This window comes from Actinobacillus suis ATCC 33415, from assembly GCF_000739435.1.
GTDB lineage: Bacteria > Pseudomonadota > Gammaproteobacteria > Enterobacterales > Pasteurellaceae > Actinobacillus > Actinobacillus suis.
Genome location: NZ_CP009159.1, coordinates 1441058 through 1462403 on the forward strand (window position 1 = coordinate 1441058; position 21346 = coordinate 1462403).

Consider the following 21346-nt stretch of genomic DNA (forward strand, 5'->3'; position numbering starts at 1 on the left):
CTATTTTCCTTTTACGATTTCAATTAATTCGGCAATATTCGTAATTTCATAAGTTGGTCGAGTCTGGGTATCATTCACTACTCCTGCATGATTAAACCAACAAGTATCAATTCCGGCATTATTACCACCAAGCACATCAGAAGCTAACGTATCACCCACCATCAAGATTTTAGTCTTATCCGGCTCATCCATTAAAGCAAAAGCATACTCAAAAACCTGACGATCTGGTTTTGCCGCACCGATTTGCTCCGAAACGGCAACAAATTCGAAAAAGTGTTGCGTATCGGTATTTAATAATCGTTGCTGTTGTAGCTCGGTAAAACCATTAGTGATAATCCCCATTTTGACTTTACCATACAACTGATTAAGCATTGCCATCACCCCATTCAGCGGTTTACTGACAATGGCCATCTCAGCCATCAGCTCCTGATTCAGTTGCAACGCATCCACACCGGTTTGTGCTGAAAGTTTAGCAAAGCGACGTGCCTGTATATCTTTTGCAGTAATTTCATTATTCTGATAAGCCACCCAAAGCGGTTTATTAACCGCTTGAAATTGTTCGTAATCCATACGACTAAAATCAATATGATAACGAGCAAGCATCGCTTTTAATCCGTCATAAGAATTAAACGAAAAAAGCGTTTCATCCGCATCAAATAAAATCCAACGATATTTCATCTATTTGTAACTTCCTTCTATTTCATGCGTAATCCATTCGACAAAATGTTGTACCTTTGCCACTTCTTTCATTTGCGGTGGGTAAACCACATAAAATGCTTTTTCATCATAAACATCTGTTACGAAAGGTTCAATTACTGACCCCTCTTCAATTTCATCTTGTGCAAGCATTCTATTTGCAACTACAACACCTTGACGATGTTTTGCCGCCTGAATTCCCATCGAAGTTGTGGAATACATCGGACCGGATTCAGCATCCATATGATTTAAATTCAGATGCTCTGCCATTTGTTTCCACTTGGTATGAGAACATACATGAATTAAATTTTTCCCTTCTAAATCTTCCGGTTTACTAATCGGGTTTTCACGTAAATATTCTGGTGAAGCTAAGATCATAATTCGGGCTTGTACAAGTTCGATAGCCTCAAGATTTTGCCAGTTACCTGAACCATAATAAATTGCTACATCAATATCTTTACCCAATAAACCTTCATCTTGTGAAGCTGTTGTTAAACGAACCTCAATATCAGGATGCTTCTTGTGAAATGCATTAAGACGAGGCACTAACCAGTGCATTCCAAACGAAGGCGTTGTACTGATTGAAAGAATTTGGCGGCTATTTTTAAGTTTTACTTTTTCTGTTGCACTGGCAATTTGTTCAAGAAGCGGTTGAATATCTTCAAAATATTGCGCACCGATTTCGGTGAGTTCTAGAAGTCGGTTACGACGATGAAACAACGATACACCTAAAAAATCTTCTAATAATTTAATTTGATGACTAACCGCCGCTTGAGTGACAAATAAATCGTCTGCCGCCTTAGTAAAGTTAAGATGGCGAGCTGCAGATTCAAATGCTTTTAAGGCGTTTAAAGGAGGAAGTTTTTTATTCATAAGTAATAATTCTATTTTTTCCGTAGATAGCTCATTTCTATCGCATTATTTTTTTTGATAGTTAAAATTAAAATTTTTAGCTTGTCATACTGGTCTAACATCACTATAATGCGCGCCGTACTTAGACGGATAGTGATAGTTAAGCAGTAAGAATGTATTTTTTTACTGATTTAACTATTTCAGATTTTTAAGTATGATGTTGTGTTTGCATATTGGTCTAGGAAACTAGACTAGAGTAACATTTAGTTACTCGTTTCACTTCCTGTATATTTTGAACCCTTTTGGTTTATTGACCGCCCGATTTGGGCGGTTTTTTTTCGTCTTGAATTCCCGCATTGTAACAGAAAGAATAAATCCTGCTAGTGGATAACGAACATTTTCATTAAAATTTCTTATCAATTCACCAAAAAACTAAAAAATTTTATCAATCATTTTAAAAAACTCAACTTCCTTTCCCATTTGCTATATAAACCTGCTATTTTGTAGTATCCTTTCTGCTAATTTTTATTAACGAAAGAGAAATACTTTGAGTAAACGCAGACTTACCCAAAACCAACAACGCAGAATAAAATCCAATCATCATAAAAAAATCGCAAAACCCGAATTAGAATGGCAAGACGAAATGCTTGGTGAAGTTCAGCAAGGTATTGTGGTTACCCGCCACGCAAAACACGCTGATGTCGAAACAGCACAAGGCGAAATTTATCGCTGTAACCTTCGCCGTACTTTAAAAAATGTTGTCGTTGGCGATCAAGTATCTTGGCGCCAAGGTAGTGAGCAATTGCAAGGTATCAGCGGTGTTATTGAGGCGATTTATCCTCGCAAAAACGAGTTAAGTCGCCCTGATTATTATGACGGCATCAAAGTGATGGCAGCGAATATCGATCAAATCATTATTGTTTCGGCCGTATTGCCAACCCTTTCATTAAACATTATCGATCGCTACTTGGTGATTTGCGAGACGGCTAACATTCCTGCACTTATCGTGTTAAATAAAATTGACTTACTTTCGGAAACAGAGCGACAAGAAGTACAGAAGCAATTAGCGATTTATGAAAATATCGGTTACGAAACCCTTTGTCTGTCTGCAGACACCGGTGAAAACATGGATAAATTAGACCGCTATTTATCACGAGGCACTTCAATTTTCGTTGGTCAATCCGGGGTAGGAAAGTCGAGTCTTATCAACCAATTATTACCGGAAGTAAATGCGTTAACCGGAGCAGTGAGTGATATTTCGGGGTTAGGCCAGCATACAACTACATCTTCTCGTTTATACCATTTACCGCAAGGGGGCAATTTAATTGACTCGCCGGGCATTCGTGAATTTGGTTTATGGCATTTAGAGCCGGAGCAAATCACGCTTGGTTACCGTGAATTTCAATCGGTATTAGGTACGTGTAAATTCCGAGATTGTAAACATAAATCGGATCCGGGCTGTGCGATAAGAGAAGCGGTCGAAAAAGGCGAAATTAATGCAATTCGCTTTGAAAACTATCATCGCTTAATTGAAAGCCGTGATGAAACCAAAAGTCAGCGTCATTTTAGAACAGAAGAATAAGAATCAATAGCAATGAGTACAAATTTCATTTATCCTAATGCCCACTTGATCGCAGGTGTGGACGAAGTCGGTAGAGGCCCGTTAGTCGGCGCAGTGGTAACTGCTGCCGTTATTTTAGATCCGAATAATCCGATTGAAGGATTAGCCGATTCTAAAAAACTGTCGGAGAAGAAGCGTTTGCTTTTAGCGGAGGAAATTAAAGCAAAAGCGCTTTGCTGGTCTTTAGGGCGAGCCGAACCAGAAGAAATCGATCAGTTGAATATCTTACACGCAACGATGCTTGCTATGCAGCGAGCGGTTGCCGGATTAAATATTCAGCCCGATTTTGTGTTGGTTGACGGCAATCGTATTCCAACTTTACCGATGCCAGCACAAGCGGTCATAAAAGGAGATAGTTTAGTTGCCGAGATCAGTGCCGCTTCGATTTTAGCTAAAGTTGCACGTGATCAGGAAATGGATGAATTAGATAAGCAATATCCGGAATACGGTTTTGCAAAACATAAAGGCTATCCGACTAAACTACATTTTGAAAAACTGGAACAATTTGGGGCAACCCCTTTTCACCGAAAGAGCTTCGCCCCAGTGAAGAAAATCTTAGGTTTATAAATGTTAGAACTACTACTCGAACCATTCCAATATAACTACATGCAAAAAGCGATTTTTGTCAGTATGGGCGTTGGTGTGGTTTGTGCTTTTCTCTCCGCCTTTTTAATGTTAAAAGGCTGGTCTTTAATTGGTGACGCCCTTTCACATGCCGTGGTACCGGGCGTTGCTATCGCTTATGCGTTAAAACTTCCTTATGCTTTCGGTGCATTTTTTTCCGGTATTCTTGCTGCTCTTTCGATTTTATGGGTGAAAAGTATTACTCGAATAAAAGAAGATGCGGTTATCGGCTTCATCTTTACCACATTCTTTGCACTAGGTATGTTTATTGTATCACTCAACCCGACTTCGGTTGACGTTAATGCCATCGTGATGGGGAACATTCTCGGTATTGCGGATGAAGATTTGTGGCAAGTTGCGATCATTATCGGATTATCGCTGCTTGGTCTTATCTGTTTCTGGAAAGATCTACTGCTCACCTTTTTTGATGAACATCATGCGCTGTCTGTCGGACTTTCTCCTCTTCGCTACAAAATCTTATTCTTTACCTTATTAAGTGCTTGTGTCGTGGTGGCATTGCAAACAGTCGGCGCAATCTTAGTGATTGCAATGGTCGTTACCCCAGGCGCAACCGCCTATTTACTGACAGACAGATTCTCTCGTTTAGTCACTATCGCGATTCTTATCGGTAGCCTCAGCAGCGGGATCGGTGCCTATCTCAGTTATTTTTTAAATGGTGCGACCGGTGGTGTGATTGTTTGCTTACAGACCTTTATCTTTTTACTGGCTTTTTGCTTTGCGCCTAAATACGGTTTGATTAGCCAAAAACGTAAGCGTTTGGAGGCTATCAATGAATGAGTTAGTGCTATGGTTCATTGAGCCTTTTGAATTTGAATTTATGCAAACCGCTTTGTTTACTGCGGTATTAGTCGCTTCTGTTTGTGCGGTATTGTCTTGTTATTTGATTTTAAAAGGCTGGTCATTGATGGGCGATGCGATTTCTCATGCGGTATTACCGGGGGTGGTCGTATCTAACTTATTAGGCTTCCCTTTAGCCATCGGAGCATTTGTCTCTGGGCTATTTTGTGCAATTTCCGTCGGTTATCTTAAAGAAAACTCTCGTTTAAAAGAAGATACCATTATGGGCATTATGTTTGCCGGCTTATTTGCGCTCGGTATTGTACTTTTTACCGCACTACCGACCGAACAGCACCTTACCCACTTATTATTCGGCAATTTGCTTGGTGTGACTCAAGCCGAATTAATTCAAACCATGATTATTTGTGCGGTAACTTTTAGCATCATTATCTTTAAACGCAAAGACTTCTTGCTCTATTGCTTCGATAGTAGCCACGCTAAAGTTATCGGTTTACCGGTCAAATGGTTACACTACGGACTACTTGCGCTCTTAGCGTTAACTATCATCAGCGCAATGCAAGTTGTAGGTGTCATTCTGGTTGTTGCAATGTTAATTGCCCCGGGAATTACCGCCTACCAACTGTCAAACCGCTTTGATTATATGTTAGTCATCGCAATGACTATTGCCATCAGTTCATCTGTTTTTGGTACGATATTGAGCTATCATATTGATGCAGCAACGGGCCCGACAATTATTCTCATTCAGTCTAGTCTTTTTGTTTTAGCTCTATGTTTCAGCCGTTTAAAGACTCACAAGCGGTAACATTTTTGTGTAAATTTGCAAATTAGAGCAAAACAATAGAGAATTATTGCTTATAACTTATATAAAGAGGAATCTTATTATGACTAAAAACTACGAAGAAACTATTTTCAGTAAAATCATTCGCAAAGAAATTCCCGCTTCAATCGTGTATCAAGACGAATTAGTCACTGCATTTCGTGATATTTCACCGCAAGCACCGACTCACATTCTCATCGTGCCGAATAAGTTAATTCCAACCGTAAACCATGTAGAAGCGGAAGACGAATTAGCATTGGGTCGCTTATTTACCGCAGCGGCGAAAATTGCAAAAGAAGAAGGTATCGCAGAAGATGGTTATCGTCTAATTATGAACTGTAATGTACATGGTGGTCAGGAAGTGTTCCATATTCATATGCATTTAGTGGGTGGTGAACCTTTAGGCAAAATGTTAAGCAATAAATAGTATGAAACATTTAAAATCTTATTGGCTATTTGCAATTTTTTCGTTTTTTCTGACCGCTTGTGGCAGTAATCCGCAAAGTTATATCAAAGGGAAATCAGAACCGATTGTAAATATTGAAGCGCAAATTGCTACTCTTGTTAAAGTCGAAGCGAAAAGTGAGATGCTATCGGTAACAAATCTAAGTGAGCATCCGCTTAATTTATCTTACAAATTATTTTGGTATGATAAACAAGGCGTTACACAAAACAGTGATAATGTATCTCCTCAACCTTGGCAGCCTCTTTGGTTAGATAGCAAGCAATCTCAAACGTTACAGCTTGAGAAGCCGACTAATGAGAGCAATAACTATCGTGTCTATTTACGTGGTAGCCGATGAATGCCCTCGCTTGGCTTGAGAGCCAACAACAAGCGGTCATTTTTCGCAAAAATTTAGCCGGTTTGACCGCTTGTAGCCAACAGATTCAGCTCGCTTCCGGCGAGCGATTTGTTTTACGCCAACAAAATGAGCGAGCAACAGCTTTCGGGATTAATTACGCTCAAGAAGCACAAATTTTACACTATTTAACTCGCTTACCCTTTACGCCAAAGGTCTATTACCACAATGAAAATTCCAGTTTATTGACTTGGATAGAGGGTAATACACCTAGCCGTTTTAGTTCGTCATTATTAGATAAATTGGCATCACAACTTGCCGAACTACATCTTTTTCCTATTGATGAATCACTACCAAAGCTCGATCTTTCTGAACGCTGTCAATTTTTATGGCAGAAACTCTCTGTTCAACAACAAGCACTATTGAGATTTCATCCCCCATTTCAAACGATTCAGCCTTTTACACAAGCAATCTGCCATCATGATCTGCATTTAGGTAATTTTCTTGAAAAAAATGACCGCTTGTATCTGATTGATTGGGAATATAGTGCCGTGTCGGATCCAGCATTAGAGATTTCGATGCTTTTTAGTGCGAATGCTCAGATACTCAACGAGCAACAACAAGCTGAGTTTCTTCGCTTGTATCTGCAAGCAACAAAATTTGATGAGAAAGGTTTTAAACAAAAAATGGCAGAATATCATTCTGCCATTAATCAGTTAAATCAATTATGGTTTGCGATTCTCGAACCATAAAAACTATTTTAAGAATGGATTGTGCAGTTTCTCACGTCCAATTGTGGTATGAGGGCCGTGTCCAGCAACGACAATAAAATCATCATCCAAATCAAACATTTTGGTACGAATCGTATTGAGTAACACGTCTAAATTGCCCATATAAAGGTCAGTACGTCCAATACTGTCTTTAAATAACACATCACCACTAAAAGCGATTTTATTTTCAAAATCAAAAAAACCGATATGTCCCGGTGCATGCCCTGGCAAATGACGAACGCTAAAACGTAACGAACCTACTTCAACTACATCATTTTCATTTAACCAATAATCCGGTAAAAATGCTTTAACCGGCGGAAGACCAAACATTTCACACATTTGAGGCAACTGCTCAAATAGCGGCTTATCATCAATATGAGAACCATATACTTCCACACCAAAATGATCTCTGACTTTTTCAACCGCCATAATATGATCTAAATGACCATGGGTGAGTAATAACTTTCGTACTTTTAGATTTTGTGATTCAACAAACTGAATGATTTTATCTGCACTATCGCCAGCATCAATAATAGCGGCATTTTTATTATCATCCCAAATAATACTGCAGTTTTGCTGAAAGGCACTTACCGGGATAATTTGTAAATTAAACATAAAATTCGACCGCTTACTTAACCACGCCACGTACGAACAGGACCGGTATCTACATGAACAAAATTACTGCGAGGATAATAACCTACACCACCATTATGCAAACTTTCTGCTGCTGCTCTTACTTTAGCGAGCGGAACACCTGATACTCGAAAATCCACCGCTTGGCCACGAATATGGTAGCTATTACTTGCCACACCACGTTGTGTTCGATGCATTCTTGCGTTTGTTTTCGCCGAACGATAGCCACTTAATACTTGAATTTCTGCGTTACGGAAACCTAAACGTTGCTGAATTTGATTTAATTTCACGAATAACATTGGGTCAATGCGTTTAATTTGGTTTGTGTGTCGGTCACGCATTAAGTGATTTAATTGATGTAAATCCGCTACAGACAAATGCCCACCATGAAATTTGGCAGCATAAGTATCACCGGTATTAATATTTCGGAAGCGTAACGCTAACGGAGCAGGTGTCGAAAGTGCTGCCATCACTTTACCTGGCAATAAACTTGCCCCTAAAACAAGACCACCGAGTGACAACCACTTACGGCGTTGAACATTAGTTTGATTCATTGAACTGTCCTCATTATCACAAGTAATGATTGATAGTAGATTACTCCATTCGAATAATTTACTATCAGCCATAAATAAAGGCTTATTATTCATAAGCCCTTTTGGCTCACTCTAAAAAATAAAGTTCCGAGAAGCAAGCCTTACTTCTCGGAAATTTTTATATTTGTGAATTAGATCACACTTTTAACTTTGCTCCAATTCACCGCATTCTTCGGAATAGAGGTATCAAATTTATAGATATCAGGTAATGTATATACCTTACCGTTCTCTACCCATGCCGTAACATAGTATAAATAGACCGGATTATCCGAACGAATATTCGCAGAGGTGGTTTTCTGGCTTGCTAATACTTTTTGTTTTCTGTCCATACTCCAACCAGCTTCTTTCAATAAGATGCTTGCAAGATCATCAGAACGTTCAACACGCACACAACCAGAACTTAATGCTCGATCCGTTTTGCCAAATAAACCACGATTCGGGGTATCGTGTAGATAAATCGCATCCGAACTTGGCATATTAAATTTAAAACGGCCTAATGCACTATCATCCCCTGCTTTTTGGCGAATACGGTAAGGAATATTCTTACTATTCACATATTGCGACCAATTCACGCTGCGAGGATTAATTTTATTACCTTTTCCGTCAAAAATTTCATAGCCGGCAGAATCCGCAAATCCCGGATTTCTCGCTAGCTTCGGAATAATATCTTTAGTCAAAATTGTCGGTGGAATATTCCAAGGCGGATTAACCACAACATTGCTTAGCTTGCTATACATCACCGGTGTACGGCGGTCATCACGACCAACAATCACCTTAGATTGTAGCGCTAACTGACCATCACGGAAGTAAAATAGTTGGTAACTTGGAATATTTACGAAGATACCGTTATTAAAACTTGGGATAATACGTAAACGCTGTGCATTTAAAGCGAGTTTATAAAACGTATCATTACCTGTTGTTGCTGTCGCTTCAGGTGTTTTTGCTTTCTTGGCTTTAGTTGCCTTTTTCACATTACCTGATGCTGACATCGATAATACACGTTGTGCAGTTTCTTGATAAATGTGGTTTCGAGGCACTAAATTAGCAATAAATTGACCTGAACGCCCTTCTTGAACAGCATTGACCCATTGATTAACCAGCTCAGCACTCGGTGCTTTCGGCGTGTAACTGCCTAGGTTATATAGCCACTGGTTCGCATTTTTAAAAACGTTTTTGTTATAGTACAGATAATCTAAAAAACTATCCGTTAATAACATATCTCGAGCCGGACCTTCCGGTTGATTTAGTATCTGTTGTAACGCTCTTGCTGATTTAGCTGATACACCGCTTACAGCCAACAAAGCATATTCTTTGATAAATTGCTTTTCTGCCGCTTTATCATTCCACATATTCGCAAAAGCATTATCTAAATAAACTTTAGCCGTTGTTTTACTTAACAGTAATGTATTAGCTCCTACTGTTTGCTGTACTTTTGCTTCTGCTTCCGCTAGCTTTCTAGCTTCTTCTTGGCGAATTTGTTCTTGCTCAAATACATAATCCGCACGTTTTGCTAATTCTGCAGCACGAGCCTGCTGAGCCGCAAAACTTAATTGAGGTAAAATCGCATCTTGCGCAATAGGCGCTGCAGCAACATTTGATTGCCCTACCGAGACAACCGTGGCTGATTGCTCAGACACACCTGTTGCAACCGGAGCAGTTTCCGCCATAGCCATGCTAGAAAGCATTAACGCCGGCAACAATTTAAAGGTTTGCACCTTATTCATACTAAATCCTTAGAACCGAGATTGTAAAAATTCATAAAAAGCAGACCGCTTAACTCTCGTTAAGCGGCAGTTGATTTAATATATTATAATCGATTTTATGACTTCTTATCAATTTCTAGCCAATCGACCATCATTTTCTCAGCTTCTTTCAAGAAGAAATCCGGCGCTTCGTAATCTTTAGGTAACGCATCAAGATCTTTTAACGGCTTTTTACCTTCTCGTGCAAAACGAGCATTTAGATCTTTTAAGCGTTTCGCTTCATCCGATTTATTTTCTTTTTGACGTTCCGCTAAGTTAAGAGATGTAAATTTACGTGCATCTCTTTCTTTACGAATAGCAATGTCCTCATTCAAAGTAACGAATTCAGGATCCTTCGCAATACGTGCTTCATGCTTAGCGGTTAAAGTAGAAACCGCATCGCGTGCATGCCCTGCCGCCTGATAAGTTGCTGCAGGAATCTTATCCCATGGTAATGCGTTATCTTCAAAGCTTTCACCAGTTTTTTCCGCATTAATCACTTCTGGGAATTTGATATCTGCTTCAACACCTTTTAGCTGGGTGCTTCCACCATCAATACGATAGAATTTCTGAATCGTATATTGAATAAAGCCTAGCGGTTCTTGATCTAAGTCGTACACGAAGTTTAACGAACGACTTTGTTGAACCGTTCCTTTACCAAAGGTTTGTTGTCCGACAATAATTGCACGATTGTAATCTTGCATTGCCGCCGCAAAAATCTCAGATGCTGAAGCACTATGACGGTTAATCATTACCATAATTTTACCGTCATAAAGCGATTTATCCGCTTCCGGATCTTCATGGACTTTGATTCGGTTGAAAGCATCACGAACTTGAACAACTGGACCATCTTTAATGAATAATCCTGTCAACTCCACTACTTCCGTTAATGAACCACCACCATTTTCACGTAAATCGATAATCAAACCGTCAGCTTTTTTGGTTTTCATATCATCTAATAATTTACGTACATCATTGGTTAATCCAATATAGAATGTCGAAATTTTGATAACCGCAATGTTTTTACCTGCAATTTTCTCAACAGTTAACTTCGCTGCACTATCTTCTAGACGCACTTTATCACGAGTTAAAGTAATAATTTTCGTTTTCCCGCCTTTTTCCGGCTCAATTTCTAAACGAACCTTACTGCCTTTTTTACCTTTAATTTTGTCAACAACGTCATCTAAACGCCAGCCGATAACATCTTCAATCTCGCCTTTTTCCTGCCCCACGCCGACAATTTTGTCTCCTACGGCAATCTTCTTGCTGCGAGCTGCCGGTGCTCCCGGCACTAGCGATTTAATTGAAGTAACATCATCTTCCATTGCAAGTGTCGCACCGATACCTTCTAACGAAAGATTCATGCTTTCTTGGAATGCTTTCGCTGCACGAGGTGATAAATAACTGGTATGCGGATCAATTTCACGCGCAAATGCATTTAAATACGTTTGTAAAATATCATCTGCTTTTACTTGCGTAAGACGTTTAATCGCTAAGTTATAACGTTTAGTTAAAGTCTTTTTAATTTCCGGCCATTTTTTATCTTTAAGATACAAACTGATAATATCGTTCTTAACACGCTGCTCCCATAATTTATTCGCGTCTTCCGTAGTAGTTGGGAAAGGTGCTTTATCACGCTCATTTTCAATTTGATCAGCGGCTTTTAAATCCGGCTCTTTGTCTAAAAGTGAAAGGGCATATTTATAGCGCTCATAGCGACGCTTTGTCATAAGATCATAGATTTCAAATGCCGAATCCAATTTACCTTCATACAATTCTTCATCGAGCTTTGTTGCGTATTTGGCACGCATTGCATCGATTTCCGATTGTAAAAAAGTATTGTGCGAGCCATCTAACCAATCGATATAACGATTAAAAATCTTGTTTGCAAACTCATCATCTAATTTAAATTTATGATAATGAGACTGAGTTAAACGTGCGGTAACTCGTTTAGTAGAAAGACTATGTTGCTCTGTTGGTTTAGGGGTAACTAATGCACTTTCTTTAATCTGTGGTTCAACTGCAAAAGCAGTGCTAATCATGGAACCAAGACAAACTGCAATGAGTCGGCTAAGTTTATTAATTTTCATAAAAATCCTAATTCATTATGAGATATGCCCAAGTAAATGGGATAAGCGATGTTTGCAAATCTCATTGCTTATCCCGATTACTTAAAGACTAGAATTATTTATTACCTTTACTAAATTTATTCGTTAATGCAGCAAGGCTTTCTGCTGTTGCTTTCGCAGAAACTTCTTTAGAAATACGTGGCGCTTTTTTTACACGCACATCCACACGTTTTTTCATTTTTTCTTCACGTGCTTTTTTCTTAAAGAACTCTTTGCGTTGTTCTTTACGTTGTTCTTTTCTTTGCTCAGCTTTACGAGCGGCGTATGCTTCTTTTGCAACCGCTAATGATTGTGCTGCATGTTCAGCTTGCGCTTCATCAACGATACCGGCATCTTCACCTTGTAAACCGACACGTTGAGCATTCGCAGTACAAGCACCAAGATAACGCCAGCTCATCGTATAAGTACGTAATGCTTGACGTAATAATGTTTTACTGACCTTTTCATCATCTACCAGAGCTTCGGCTAAATCTTGGAAAAGACCGACTTTTAATGGCTTAGCATCTCCTTCAATACTAAAACAAAGTGGGAATTTGTCCGCTAAATATGCGATTACTTCTTTCACACTTGGGTTTGTTTTGTTGCCATTCTGTGTTTTTACTTGTTGTTCTGACATAATGTTTTCTCTGTTAAAATTTAAGTCTAGATAAATGTTTAGCTTAATTATGAAGCCTCAACTCGTTACTATATTTTATTTAGGGAGGCTAGTCTATATAAAATCAAAATCTTTCCACCACGAGTTTATGTTAGACAAGAATATTCCTTCAGGTTTCGTAAATAATTTAAAAAAACATTTGCTTTAATGATTAATTGGTGTTCTAATCGACTTGCTCTCGTAGCGTTATTAGTTCGATTCTTTCTATGTTGTTTTCCTTTCTATAAATCATTTCGATTTTCCGAGAGTTCTTCACCGATAAATCTCTAATCTCCAAATAAACGTGTAGCAATTCTTTTTATTAAATTTCTATAAGGAAAATCCTATGTCTAAAGCAACAGGTATCGTTAAATGGTTCAATTCAACTAAAGGTTTCGGTTTCATTACTCCGGATCAAGGCGGTAAAGATATTTTCGTTCACTTCTCTGGTATCGTTGGTTCAAACTTCCGTACCTTAGAAGAAGGTGCAAAAGTTGAATTTGAAGTACAAGATTCTGATCGTGGCCCATCAGCGGTAAACGTGAAAGCACTTTAATCTTAAGATGCTTATTAAAATTTTAAAGCCAGCACTTGCTGGCTTTTTTCTTATACCTCACTAGGTTCATACGACAACGGATACAAATCCAATTTATCCATTAACAAGCGGTCAGAATCTTCTTCCGGATTGCAAGTCGTTAACAACTTCTCACCATAGAAAATCGAATTGGCGCCCGCCATAAAACACAATGTTTGCATCGCTTCCGGCATGGCTGTTCTACCTGCAGATAATCGTACATAGCTTTTCGGCATAGTAATACGAGCAACCGCAATTGTTCTAACAAATTCAGTCCAATCCAGATCTTCGGCATTTTCCAATGGTGTACCTTCAACTTTAATTAATTGATTAATTGGTACACTTTCCGGTTGCGGATCGAGATTCGCTAAACTTGCGATAAGCCCAGCACGCTCCGGACGAGTCTCATTCATTCCGACAATTCCACCGCAACACACTTTTAATCCCGCATTACGCACTTTTCCAAGTGTATCCATCCGATCATCATGATTACGTGTATGCACAATTTTGCTATAACGCTCCGGATCGGTATCTAAATTGTGATTGTAATAATCTAATCCGGCTTGCTTCAAATCTTCCGCCATACCTTCTTCAAGTAAACCGAAAGTGCCGCAAGTTTCTAGGCCTAATGCCTTAACCGCACTAATAATATTGGACACAACTTTAATGTCTTTCGGCCTCGGTCCTCGCCAAGCTGCGCCCATACAAAAACGGCTTGCACCTCGTGCTTTCGCAATTTTTGCCTTCTCGACAATTTCTTCTATATCCATCATCACTTGCTTTTCAAGTCCGGTATCATAGCGAGCAGACTGAGGACAATATTCACATTCCTCCGGACAACCGCCTGTTTTTATCGAAAGTAACGTAGATAATTGAATCGCTTGCGGATCAAAATTTTCTCTATGCACTTGTGCAGCCTTAAACACCAATTCCATAAAAGGCATAGCAAATAATTCTTCAACTTGGCATTTACGCCAATATTGCACCGTTGGATGTGGTGTTAATTCATTTTTTGCTTTAAGACGTAAATTATAAGTTGTCATAAGCTCCGTTCTCCTTCGTTATAAAAAAGCGGTCAATTTTCCTGTATTTTTTGCAAATTATTAGGAAAATGTGACCGCTTACGTAAGCCATAATCTCGTTATTTAACCACTTTCTTGGTTTTTACTGATTTTTTCGCTTTAGCTTCTGCTTTATTTTCATCTTCTGCCATTGTTTTTACACAAAGATGAAGAATTTGCTCAACGCCATTTTGAATATATTCATCACTGCGAACGCTATTTTTTTGAATATCCATCATTGCATCATGAATACCTTGGCTCATGCTTGGCGTTTGAACCAAATTCCAACATTCCGGATCTAAATGGTTAAAATTACCTTGTAAATCAGCAGCATATAATACACCACTATAATAAGCATAGATATTGTGATCCATCATTCGATTTAAAATCATTGCTCGAATTTGTTCAACCGGCATTTTTACTTTTTTGCTGTACCAGTCATTAACCCCATTCATAAATGAATCAATATCGTAACTTTCATTTACTCGATCAGCGTAAGTTTGTGCAGTCGCACCATAAGCAATCGCATAAGATTTCTGATCAATTTCAGAATCACTTAAACGTGTCCATCCGCTTTTTGTAGAACACGCAGCTAATACGGCTAAGGTTAAACCAACCAACATAGTTTTAATGATGTTTTTCATATCGCACTCCTTATCGCTTTATAAAATTTATTATCTATTTTAACGAATAAATGGCAAAATTACCTAAATTTTTTTAAGAGGTAATCATGAAACAGTATTTAGATTTATGTCATCGTATCGTAAACGAAGGGAAATGGGTAGAGAATGAGCGTACTGGTAAGCGTTGTTTAACCGTTATCAATGCGGATTTAACTTATGATGTTGCTAATGGTGAATTTCCGTTAGTCACTACACGCCGCAGCTTTTGGAAAGCAGCTATTGCTGAATTACTCGGCTATATTCGAGGCTACGATAATGCGGCGGATTTCCGTAATCTAGGTACAAAATCATGGGACGCAAATGCCAATCAAAATACGGCATGGCTAGCAAATCCATACCGTAAAGGTGAAGATGATATGGGATTGGTTTATGGTGCGGTCGGTCGTAACTTTCCTAAGCCTGATGGCGGTTCAATTGATTTACTGCGTCAAATTGTCAATGACCTAAAAAAAGGCGTGGATAATCGAGGTGAAATTTATACCTTTTATCATCCGGGTGTATTTCATATGGGCTGTTTACGTCCGTGCTTATATAGCCATCATTTCTCACTTTTAGACGGTACACTTTATCTCAACAGTACTCAGCGTTCTGCCGATGTGCCGTTAGGTTTAAACTGGAATATGATTCAATGTTACACATTCTTAGCTTTAATGGCGCAAATTACCGGGCACAAAGCCGGACAAGCATTCCATAAAATTGTCAATGCGCATATTTATGAAGACCAGCTAGAATTAATGCGTGATGTACAATTGAAAAGAGAGCCGCTAGGCGCACCCAAACTTTGGATAAATCCGGAAATTAAGTCATTGGAAGATTTAGAAACATGGGTAACGCTTGATGATTTCAAAGTAGAAGGCTATGAATATCATCCAAGTATTCAATATCCATTTGCCGTCTAAAAAATAGTAATAAAAAAGCCTAGCTCTTTCAGAGTCTAGGCTTTTTTTGTAGAAATCTTAAAAAGAATTATTTCACTAAATCTTTTAATGCTTTACCTGCAACGAACGCTGGTACTTTAGCAGCTGCGATTTTGATCTCTTCACCAGTACGTGGGTTACGACCAGTACGTGCATTACGCTCATTTACTTTAAACGTACCGAAGCCGATTAATTGAACTGCATCACCTTTTTTGAGGCTTTCAGAGATTGCTTCTAAAGTAGCTTCTAATGCTGCTTTAGCATCTTTTTTGCTTAACTCTGCACCTGCTGCGATTGCATCGATTAACTCAGTTTTGTTCATAATTGTATCCTCTAAGATTTTATTTAGATAAATGGCGTTGACCCGCCTGAAACTTGTTGCATAACGCCCCGCTAGCTTAATTCAAACTGAGATATTCTCAAAGTGAATAATGCATCATTCTATGGGGAAGTTGATTTATTGATTAAATTTTAACCCAATATTACTAATTCCGCTACTACGAATCTCATTTTTTAACTCAAGAATGAGTTCAATATCACGTTCTTCACACTCATTAAGCAAACGATAAACCTGCCACTGTACATCAAGTTCGTCTTGAATTTCTTCCGCATTTTTGAGTTCTTGTTCATTTAACTCTCGGTCTTGCTGCATTTCTAAATAGCTTGCCACCGTGCCTAATGAAATTTGGCTGATACGAATCGCTTGTTCTAAAGTCGAACCGGCAATTAAACTATGCAATAATTCAGAAAGCGCTTCACACGCCTCTTGTGCGGGTAGGACACCAAAAAAGTCATAATCGTTCACATCCGGAATAATTTCTTCTAATTTCTCCAGCTGATTATCAAAATTAATTTTTGCACCTTTAACCGTTAAAAACTCCCAAACTAAGTTCAGAATATTTTGAAATACCTTGGCTTTTTCCGGCTGTTCGGTTACTTCACAAAACAGCTGATAGTTCGGATACATTCTTTCACAAAGGCACGCCATAAATGTTAAATGCTGCCAAGATTCAAAACGTTCCATACGTTTATGAATAGGGTTTCTCATTTTTTCCTCTTTCTTTAAGCTAAGCCAATTCCCCTAAAATACAAGCGGTCGGATTTCCATAATTTTTTGCAAAATTTTCCCGAAATTTAACCGCTTATTAAGATAAACCGGCTACGAGATTACTTATGGTACTGCTTTGAATACTCGTGAACCGCATCAACAAAGATCTTTGGACTTTGTTCAGGTACATCTTGATGGATGCCGTGTCCTAAATTAAATACGTGTCCTGATCCTTGACCGAAACCAGCTAAGATCTGTTTCACTTCCTGCTCAATACGTTCCGGCTGCGCATACAATACGCTCGGATCCATATTACCCTGTAGTGCAACTTTGTGTCCGACACGACGACGAGCATCCGCAATATCAATCGTCCAGTCTAAGCCTACCGCATCACAACCGGTTTCCGCAATCGCTTCCAACCATAAACCGCCACCTTTGGTAAATAAGGTGACCGGTACTTTTCTACCGTCATTTTCACGAATTAAACCGTCCACAATTTTATGCATATAACGTAGCGAGAACTCTTTATATTCGTTATGCGCCAATACACCGCCCCAAGTATCGAAAACCATCACTGCTTGCGCGCCGGCTTTGATTTGTGCGTTTAAATATAAGATCACGCTATCGGCTAATTTATCCAATAATGCGTGTAAAATTTGCGGATCCGCATACATCATTTTTTTGATTTTGGTGAATGCCTTGCTTGAGCCGCCTTCCACCATATAAGTAGCTAATGTCCATGGGCTACCGGAGAAACCGATTAATGGCACTTCGCCTTTTAATTCACGGCGAATCGTACGCACTGCATTCATGACATATTGCAATTCACCTTCCGGATCCGGAATCGGTAAGTTTTCTACCTGTGCTTTATTTTCAATTGGACGAGCAAATTTAGGACCTTCTCCCGCGCCGAAACTCAAACCTAAGCCCATTGCGTCCGGGATAGTTAAAATATCAGAGAATAAAATCGCCGCATCCAACGCATAACGACGTAACGGCTGTAAAGTCACTTCACAGGCTAAATCCGCATTACGGCATAAATACATAAAATCACCGGCTTCTGCACGTGTCGCTTTATATTCCGGTAGATAACGCCCTGCTTGACGCATCATCCACACCGGAGTCATATCCACAGGTTCGCGTAATAGTGCTTTTAAATAGCGATCATTTTTTAATTGGCTCATAATATTCCTTGTGTAATCTGTTCTTCTATACAAATAAGCGGTTAAATTTCACGAAAAATTTGCAAAATTTTGCCACAATGTCACCGCTTGTATATAACTCATTGGGATTAGTGAAGTTGAGGCTTTTCCGTTGTTTTTACGTTTAATGCAAAATGGCTATGCAAGAAAAGCGTCAACACACGAAGATATTCAACAACCTCTTCTCCCGCTTCTAGCAATTCATTATTATCATCGTCTTCATTGTAACCTAATTTAGAAATTTCTTCTAAATCATCTAAAGCTTCGCCGATTTCATCCGTTTCACGGCTTAATTTAGGTTGTGCTAATCCTAAGCCCAATAAAAATTGGCTTGTCCAGTCGGCAATCGCATCTGCTAAAGCGAAACCATCTTCATTATTCGGAGTCCAAAGCGAAAATAATGTATTAGCCTCATCAAAACTTTCGGTCAATTGCTGATAAAAATCAGTTAACGCTGCTAAAGGCGCTTGAGAAAAGGCATGACCATCATTTAAAAATTGGTAAGTTAAGGTTTTCCAAGATTCATCTTGTACACCGCCTGCAATTAACCCACTTAGAAAACCGTGTACTTCTGGCGCTGTCTCAGCGATTTGAAGTTGTGCGATTAATTGATTAAATTCATTTGATTGTGTAATAGCCATAGTGTCTTATTTGTGATTCTGTTAAAGAATGGCATAATAGCAAAAAATTTATATTACTTGTGAGGATTTCACGACTATGTCGGCAAATTATATTGAAGTTCAAATTTTTGGGCAGGTACTTCGTTTACATTGCCCACCGGATCAACAACACAATTTACTTGCTTCCGCGCAACGTTTGGAAGAGCGTGTAGCACTCTTAAAAGAACAATCCGGCATTATTCAACTTGAAAAAGTTTTAGCGATCGTTGCCTTAAACCTAAATTATGAACTTGAACAAGAAAAGCAAAAAAATGCGAATAATAAAACGGTATTAGAATCTTGTATTCAGCAACTCGACAGCTCATTGAATAAATTACTAACGAATGCATCGGTTGCAATTAATCAAGAAAATGTTTAAAAGCTGATCGTTTGCAAGTTTTTCTAAATTCAAGACTAGGAAAAATTCTCAATTTCCGTTAGTATAACTCTTGCCTGGGGTGTGCGTGACTGGTTACGTCCCTGAGCCGATAATTGAAAACTTTGAGTTGGACATCTAATTGCTGGTGAGCAGGCTTACCTTGAGTAAGAAGCCTAAAGGTAATTAAGTTCGACTCCCTTGAACCGTCTGGTTCAAGGACCACCACCGGTGACGGCACTTCGGGTTCTTTCATTTCTCTGTTTGGTATTTCAATATGCAAACAAGTCAATCTCGGCGAGATACTCGTCAACTCATACGAAATCAAATGCGAGCCAAACGGCTTGAACTTAGCACATCTCAACAGATTACAGCCTCATTAAATCTTATCCCTCAGGCGCTTTCTTTGATTGATCATTATCAAGCCTCTCATCTTGCTTTCTATTTGCCGTTTAAAGCAGAAATTTCACCGCTACCGCTAATGCAACGCATCGCTGAACAAGGTAAATCGATTTATCTGCCGGTATTACATCCTTTTAGTCCCGGTAATCTACTTTTTCTGCAATACCATCCGTCTTCTCAACTTGAACGCCATGCATTCGGTATGCAGCAGCCTAAACTTGATATTCGTCAGCTAAAGCCACTTGAAGAATTGGAGATGATCTTTACTCCGCTTCTCGCTTGCGATAGCCAGCTAAATCGCTTAGGCTATGGAGGCGGTTTTTATGATCGAACTCTCGCTCAAACTCAAGCCATTAGTGTCGGATTAGCTTATCGTTGTCAGTTAATCGAACAACTTCCTGTCGAGCCTTGGGATATGCCGCTCAATCATCTGATATTAGGAGACACAGAATGACAGAAAAAGAATCATCAGGAAGCCAAACGCTGGTAAGAGGGTTAAAACTACTTGAGTTACTTTCTCAATATCCGAACGGCTGCCCGCTCGCTCAGCTTTCCGAACTTGCCCAATTAAATAAAAGTACCGTGCATCGTTTATTACAAAGCTTACAACAAGAAGGCTTCGTTCGTCCTGCGCCCACTACCGGCAGCTATCGCCTTACCACAAAATGTCTTGCCATCGGTCAGCGTGCATTAAGTTCATTGAACATTCTGCACATTGCCGCACCTCACCTTGAAGCACTTAATCTCGAATTGGGTGAAACAGTTAATTTTGCGATGCGTGAAGGCAATCATGCGATTTTGATCTATAAACTCGAACCGACCACCGGTATGATGAAAACCAGAGCTTATATCGGGCAACGATTACAATTGTACTGCTCAGGTATGGGTAAGTTATTCTTAGCCTATGATAAAGCTGAATACATCCCACAATATTGGCAACAAAAGCATGACATTATTCGCCAACTTACCGCAAATACCATTACCACAATTCCGGAAATGGAAGCCGAATTAGCCAAGATCCGCCTGCAACAATTTGCAATGGATGATGAAGAAAATGAATTAGGCGTATCTTGTATCGCTTGTCCTATTTTTGACAATCAAGGAAAAGTAAATTATGCGGTTTCCATCTCCTTATCAACCGCTCGTTTGAGCCAACTTGGTTTCGATGTTCTCTATCCTGCTCTTCGCACTACTGCACAAAAAATTTCAGAAGAGCTAGGCTGGCAAGGGGAATAAGCGGTCAGATCTTCAACGAATTTTGCAAAAATTCCACGAAGATCTGATTTTATATTCAGGTGTTTTTTCTATCCACAATCTCTGTGGATAACTTTGTGGATTTCTTTTTGAAAAACAAGCTAACCCTAGATAAAACCTAGCCTCTATCACTTTCACTCAAAATTGAGCACAAAATAACATTTCTTTTAAAATCAATAAGTTAAATTTTGACTAGTCTTTTTAATAAAAATTTTTTAAAAAATTTCTTGTAAATCTGCTTGACAAATATCACCTGTGTACAACTGCTAATTTCATTGTAAAAAATCAGACAAAAAGCACACTAAATTCGTTAAAAAAACGATCATTTTTTACGATTAAATGTAAAAAAATTGTTGCAAACGTTTGCAAATTAGTTATAGTCGAATTGTATAGGTTATCAACAAACAACAATAATTTTATTTATCTCGATATAAGCCGCA

General features: G+C 38.9%; 25 protein-coding genes and 1 other RNA gene. 13 read left to right on the forward strand and 13 right to left on the reverse strand.

Annotated features, from left to right (window positions below; translation table 11 throughout):
- Complete coding sequence (gene yjjG, locus ASU1_RS06600) at positions 1-678, reverse strand: pyrimidine 5'-nucleotidase (RefSeq protein ID WP_014992000.1); 678 nt, start codon at positions 676-678, stop codon at positions 1-3.
- Positions 679-1569 (reverse strand): transcriptional regulator GcvA, encoded by an 891-nt coding sequence (locus ASU1_RS06605; protein WP_014992001.1) that lies wholly within the window; start codon positions 1567-1569, stop codon positions 679-681.
- Positions 1570-2095: 526 nt separating this feature from the next.
- Between ASU1_RS06605 and rsgA the strand changes: the two genes are divergently transcribed.
- From rsgA to ASU1_RS06640, 7 genes are all read left to right on the forward strand, one after another.
- Complete coding sequence (rsgA, locus tag ASU1_RS06610; RefSeq protein WP_014992002.1) at positions 2096-3130, forward strand: small ribosomal subunit biogenesis GTPase RsgA; 1035 nt, start codon at positions 2096-2098, stop codon at positions 3128-3130.
- Between the two features lie 12 nt (positions 3131-3142).
- A complete protein-coding gene (gene rnhB / locus ASU1_RS06615) occupies positions 3143-3736 on the forward strand; it encodes a ribonuclease HII (protein WP_014992003.1) in 594 nt (197 codons plus the stop codon).
- Complete coding sequence (locus ASU1_RS06620) at positions 3737-4591, forward strand: metal ABC transporter permease (protein WP_014992004.1); 855 nt, start codon at positions 3737-3739, stop codon at positions 4589-4591.
- Entirely contained in the window at positions 4584-5414 is an 831-nt protein-coding gene (locus ASU1_RS06625; RefSeq protein ID WP_014992005.1) for a metal ABC transporter permease, read from the forward strand. Before ASU1_RS06620 ends, ASU1_RS06625 begins: the two co-directional genes overlap by 8 nt.
- 79 nt (positions 5415-5493) lie before the next feature.
- Entirely contained in the window at positions 5494-5856 is a 363-nt protein-coding gene (gene hinT, locus ASU1_RS06630; protein ID WP_014992006.1) for a purine nucleoside phosphoramidase, read from the forward strand.
- 1 nt (position 5857) lies between these two features.
- Entirely contained in the window at positions 5858-6232 is a 375-nt protein-coding gene (locus ASU1_RS06635) for a YcfL family putative periplasmic lipoprotein (protein WP_014992007.1), read from the forward strand.
- The gene (locus tag ASU1_RS06640) at positions 6229-6981 is read left to right on the forward strand and encodes a choline/ethanolamine kinase family protein (protein WP_039195266.1); all 753 of its coding nucleotides are present in this window, start codon (positions 6229-6231) and stop codon (positions 6979-6981) included. Before ASU1_RS06635 ends, ASU1_RS06640 begins: the two co-directional genes overlap by 4 nt.
- 3 nt (positions 6982-6984) lie before the next feature.
- Here ASU1_RS06640 and ASU1_RS06645 read toward each other — a convergent pair whose 3' ends face one another.
- The 5 genes from ASU1_RS06645 to proQ all read right to left on the reverse strand — a co-directional run bounded on the left by ASU1_RS06645 (position 6985) and on the right by proQ (position 12712).
- Positions 6985-7614 carry an MBL fold metallo-hydrolase gene (locus ASU1_RS06645; protein WP_014992009.1) on the reverse strand — a complete coding sequence of 210 codons (630 nt, stop codon included), beginning with the start codon at positions 7612-7614 and terminating at the stop codon, positions 6985-6987.
- 17 nt (positions 7615-7631) lie between these two features.
- Entirely contained in the window at positions 7632-8186 is a 555-nt protein-coding gene (gene mepK, locus ASU1_RS06650) for a peptidoglycan L,D-endopeptidase MepK (protein WP_014992010.1), read from the reverse strand.
- Positions 8187-8356: 170 nt separating this feature from the next.
- Positions 8357-9949 carry a L,D-transpeptidase family protein gene (locus ASU1_RS06655; protein ID WP_014992011.1) on the reverse strand — a complete coding sequence of 531 codons (1593 nt, stop codon included), beginning with the start codon at positions 9947-9949 and terminating at the stop codon, positions 8357-8359.
- Between the two features lie 95 nt (positions 9950-10044).
- Complete coding sequence (prc, locus tag ASU1_RS06660) at positions 10045-12057, reverse strand: carboxy terminal-processing peptidase (RefSeq protein ID WP_014992012.1); 2013 nt, start codon at positions 12055-12057, stop codon at positions 10045-10047.
- A 94-nt stretch (positions 12058-12151) separates the two neighbouring features.
- On the reverse strand, positions 12152-12712 hold the full coding sequence (proQ, locus tag ASU1_RS06665) for an RNA chaperone ProQ (protein ID WP_014992013.1): 561 nt from the start codon (positions 12710-12712) through the stop codon (positions 12152-12154).
- A 364-nt stretch (positions 12713-13076) separates the two neighbouring features.
- Here proQ and cspE point away from each other — a divergent pair, with 364 nt between their 5' ends.
- A complete protein-coding gene (gene cspE / locus ASU1_RS06670; protein WP_005624145.1) occupies positions 13077-13286 on the forward strand; it encodes a transcription antiterminator/RNA stability regulator CspE in 210 nt (69 codons plus the stop codon).
- Positions 13287-13336: 50 nt separating this feature from the next.
- Here cspE and bioB read toward each other — a convergent pair whose 3' ends face one another.
- Together bioB and ASU1_RS06680 are read right to left on the reverse strand one after the other, a co-directional pair.
- On the reverse strand, positions 13337-14347 hold the full coding sequence (gene bioB / locus ASU1_RS06675) for a biotin synthase BioB (RefSeq protein WP_014992014.1): 1011 nt from the start codon (positions 14345-14347) through the stop codon (positions 13337-13339).
- A 98-nt stretch (positions 14348-14445) separates the two neighbouring features.
- Entirely contained in the window at positions 14446-15009 is a 564-nt protein-coding gene (locus ASU1_RS06680) for a hypothetical protein (protein ID WP_014992015.1), read from the reverse strand.
- Between the two features lie 86 nt (positions 15010-15095).
- Between ASU1_RS06680 and ASU1_RS06685 the strand changes: the two genes are divergently transcribed.
- Positions 15096-15947, forward strand: a complete 852-nt coding sequence (locus ASU1_RS06685) for a thymidylate synthase (protein ID WP_039195268.1) — start codon at positions 15096-15098, stop codon at positions 15945-15947.
- 67 nt (positions 15948-16014) lie between these two features.
- Here the strand turns inward: ASU1_RS06685 and ASU1_RS06690 are convergent, their stop codons facing one another.
- From ASU1_RS06690 to ASU1_RS06705, 4 genes are all read right to left on the reverse strand, one after another.
- Positions 16015-16305 (reverse strand): HU family DNA-binding protein, encoded by a 291-nt coding sequence (locus ASU1_RS06690; protein ID WP_256867193.1) that lies wholly within the window; start codon positions 16303-16305, stop codon positions 16015-16017.
- Positions 16306-16422: 117 nt separating this feature from the next.
- Positions 16423-17013, reverse strand: coding sequence for a YjaG family protein (locus tag ASU1_RS06695; RefSeq protein ID WP_014992017.1), 591 nt, complete (start codon positions 17011-17013; stop codon positions 16423-16425).
- A gap of 119 nt (positions 17014-17132) precedes the next feature.
- Positions 17133-18197, reverse strand: coding sequence for a uroporphyrinogen decarboxylase (gene hemE, locus ASU1_RS06700; protein WP_014992018.1), 1065 nt, complete (start codon positions 18195-18197; stop codon positions 17133-17135).
- A gap of 107 nt (positions 18198-18304) precedes the next feature.
- Positions 18305-18856, reverse strand: coding sequence for a UPF0149 family protein (locus ASU1_RS06705; protein WP_014992019.1), 552 nt, complete (start codon positions 18854-18856; stop codon positions 18305-18307).
- A gap of 76 nt (positions 18857-18932) precedes the next feature.
- Here ASU1_RS06705 and ASU1_RS06710 point away from each other — a divergent pair, with 76 nt between their 5' ends.
- The 4 genes from ASU1_RS06710 (at position 18933) to ASU1_RS06720 (ending at position 20888) form a co-directional block, all read left to right on the forward strand.
- Complete coding sequence (locus ASU1_RS06710) at positions 18933-19253, forward strand: cell division protein ZapA (protein WP_014992020.1); 321 nt, start codon at positions 18933-18935, stop codon at positions 19251-19253.
- Positions 19254-19321: 68 nt separating this feature from the next.
- Positions 19322-19503: non-coding RNA, 6S RNA (gene ssrS / locus ASU1_RS11805), on the forward strand.
- Between the two features lie 24 nt (positions 19504-19527).
- The gene (locus ASU1_RS06715) at positions 19528-20106 is read left to right on the forward strand and encodes a 5-formyltetrahydrofolate cyclo-ligase (RefSeq protein ID WP_039195271.1); all 579 of its coding nucleotides are present in this window, start codon (positions 19528-19530) and stop codon (positions 20104-20106) included.
- Entirely contained in the window at positions 20103-20888 is a 786-nt protein-coding gene (locus ASU1_RS06720; protein ID WP_014992022.1) for an IclR family transcriptional regulator, read from the forward strand. Before ASU1_RS06715 ends, ASU1_RS06720 begins: the two co-directional genes overlap by 4 nt.
- Positions 20889-21346 lie beyond the last annotated feature (458 nt).

What these genes read in the sequence shown, in the direction of transcription:
- yjjG (WP_014992000.1), bottom strand. Translation starts at nt 678, where the DNA reads ATGAAATATCGTTGGATTTTATTTGATGCGGATGAAACGCTTTTTTCG.
- ASU1_RS06605 (WP_014992001.1), bottom strand. Translation starts at nt 1,569, where the DNA reads ATGAATAAAAAACTTCCTCCTTTAAACGCCTTAAAAGCATTTGAATCT.
- rnhB (WP_014992003.1), top strand. Translation starts at nt 3,143, where the DNA reads ATGAGTACAAATTTCATTTATCCTAATGCCCACTTGATCGCAGGTGTG.
- ASU1_RS06620 (WP_014992004.1), top strand. Translation starts at nt 3,737, where the DNA reads ATGTTAGAACTACTACTCGAACCATTCCAATATAACTACATGCAAAAA.
- ASU1_RS06625 (WP_014992005.1), top strand. Translation starts at nt 4,584, where the DNA reads ATGAATGAGTTAGTGCTATGGTTCATTGAGCCTTTTGAATTTGAATTT.
- hinT (WP_014992006.1), top strand. Translation starts at nt 5,494, where the DNA reads ATGACTAAAAACTACGAAGAAACTATTTTCAGTAAAATCATTCGCAAA.
- ASU1_RS06635 (WP_014992007.1), top strand. Translation starts at nt 5,858, where the DNA reads ATGAAACATTTAAAATCTTATTGGCTATTTGCAATTTTTTCGTTTTTT.
- ASU1_RS06640 (WP_039195266.1), top strand. Translation starts at nt 6,229, where the DNA reads ATGAATGCCCTCGCTTGGCTTGAGAGCCAACAACAAGCGGTCATTTTT.
- ASU1_RS06645 (WP_014992009.1), bottom strand. Translation starts at nt 7,614, where the DNA reads ATGTTTAATTTACAAATTATCCCGGTAAGTGCCTTTCAGCAAAACTGC.
- mepK (WP_014992010.1), bottom strand. Translation starts at nt 8,186, where the DNA reads ATGAATCAAACTAATGTTCAACGCCGTAAGTGGTTGTCACTCGGTGGT.
- ASU1_RS06655 (WP_014992011.1), bottom strand. Translation starts at nt 9,949, where the DNA reads ATGAATAAGGTGCAAACCTTTAAATTGTTGCCGGCGTTAATGCTTTCT.
- prc (WP_014992012.1), bottom strand. Translation starts at nt 12,057, where the DNA reads ATGAAAATTAATAAACTTAGCCGACTCATTGCAGTTTGTCTTGGTTCC.
- proQ (WP_014992013.1), bottom strand. Translation starts at nt 12,712, where the DNA reads ATGTCAGAACAACAAGTAAAAACACAGAATGGCAACAAAACAAACCCA.
- cspE (WP_005624145.1), top strand. Translation starts at nt 13,077, where the DNA reads ATGTCTAAAGCAACAGGTATCGTTAAATGGTTCAATTCAACTAAAGGT.
- bioB (WP_014992014.1), bottom strand. Translation starts at nt 14,347, where the DNA reads ATGACAACTTATAATTTACGTCTTAAAGCAAAAAATGAATTAACACCA.
- ASU1_RS06680 (WP_014992015.1), bottom strand. Translation starts at nt 15,009, where the DNA reads ATGAAAAACATCATTAAAACTATGTTGGTTGGTTTAACCTTAGCCGTA.
- ASU1_RS06685 (WP_039195268.1), top strand. Translation starts at nt 15,096, where the DNA reads ATGAAACAGTATTTAGATTTATGTCATCGTATCGTAAACGAAGGGAAA.
- ASU1_RS06695 (WP_014992017.1), bottom strand. Translation starts at nt 17,013, where the DNA reads ATGAGAAACCCTATTCATAAACGTATGGAACGTTTTGAATCTTGGCAG.
- hemE (WP_014992018.1), bottom strand. Translation starts at nt 18,197, where the DNA reads ATGAGCCAATTAAAAAATGATCGCTATTTAAAAGCACTATTACGCGAA.
- ASU1_RS06705 (WP_014992019.1), bottom strand. Translation starts at nt 18,856, where the DNA reads ATGGCTATTACACAATCAAATGAATTTAATCAATTAATCGCACAACTT.
- ASU1_RS06710 (WP_014992020.1), top strand. Translation starts at nt 18,933, where the DNA reads ATGTCGGCAAATTATATTGAAGTTCAAATTTTTGGGCAGGTACTTCGT.
- ASU1_RS06715 (WP_039195271.1), top strand. Translation starts at nt 19,528, where the DNA reads ATGCAAACAAGTCAATCTCGGCGAGATACTCGTCAACTCATACGAAAT.
- ASU1_RS06720 (WP_014992022.1), top strand. Translation starts at nt 20,103, where the DNA reads ATGACAGAAAAAGAATCATCAGGAAGCCAAACGCTGGTAAGAGGGTTA.